1 protein-coding gene and 1 pseudogene are annotated in these 994 nt (G+C 51.8%); both read left to right on the forward strand.

Annotated elements, in window-relative coordinates; translation table 11 throughout:
* Positions 1-267 (forward strand): annotated as a pseudogene (locus tag ABD915_RS09820) (hypothetical protein); the annotation flags it as partial.
* Positions 264-994 (forward strand): DNA-binding domain-containing protein (locus ABD915_RS09825; protein ID WP_345117767.1); only part of this gene is annotated, 731 nt, incomplete at its 3' end. The pseudogene ABD915_RS09820 and the gene ABD915_RS09825, both read left to right, overlap by 4 nt.

Raw genomic sequence — 994 nt, forward strand, 5'->3', positions numbered from 1 at the left:
TGTTTGAGTAAGGCAAGCTTGGATGCTTATGTAGCGGAAAGTAAGCAGGTGGATATTTCCTTGCCGCGCTTTAAAGCTTTTGTGCGGGCGACAGAGGCATTTTGGCTCTGGGATGAGGTGGTGAGTGAAGATGGTTTGCTGTTGTTGCAAGGGGATGAAGCGCGTTTGGCAGAAATTGCAAGATTGCAGCAGGAACAGCGTGAGATTGCGGCGCGGTTGAAAGCCATGCGTGCGGTTCCGGTTCGCATTAAAAGGGGGCAGCCATGAAGGAATGGTTTAGTATTGCTGAGTTGGCTGAGGCGGCTTTGCCAGGATTGCCATCTACCTATAAAAGCCTTGAAAACCACGGACGGGCACATTGGAGAAAAAATTCTGAACTTTCACGGAAGGTGGAAAGTAAGACCAAGCCGGTTTGGGAGTATCACATCTCTTTATTGCCGGAGGGGGCGCGGGCGGCGTTGTTGTTGCGGGCGGGTGGTGTTGATGTTTTGAAAAAGGCAGAGGAAAAGAGACAAAAAGAAGCGCTTTGGGCGCGTTATGAGGGGCTTTCAAAGGCGCATAAAAAGCGCTGTGAAGAGCGTTTGAAGGCGCTTTGTTTTTGGGAAGATTTACTCCATGCCGGTATGGGGGTGCATGATGCAGCAAGTTTGTGCGCGGTGCAATTTGGGGTTAGCCGGATGTCGCTTTTTAATTGGCGGCAGATGGTTGAAGGGTATGAGCGCCCTGATTGGTTGGCAGCGCTGGCGCCTTGTTATGGTGAGGAGACTGTTTCGCAATTTGCGCCGTGTCATGAGGGGGCTTTTGAGGTTTTATGTTCGGATTATTTACGCCCTTCACGTCCTGCATTTTCGGCATGTTATCGGCGGATGGTTTCGGTGGCGCAGGAGAAAGGTTGGGCGCCGATCCCTTCAGAGCGGGCGTTACGGCGTCGTTTTAAGGCACAAGTTTCCAAAGCGGTTGTGGTTTTAGCGCGTGAGGGAGAGGAGAGGGCAAA

This window comes from Bartonella jaculi (genome assembly GCF_039543045.1).
Classification (GTDB): domain Bacteria; phylum Pseudomonadota; class Alphaproteobacteria; order Rhizobiales; family Rhizobiaceae; genus Bartonella; species Bartonella jaculi.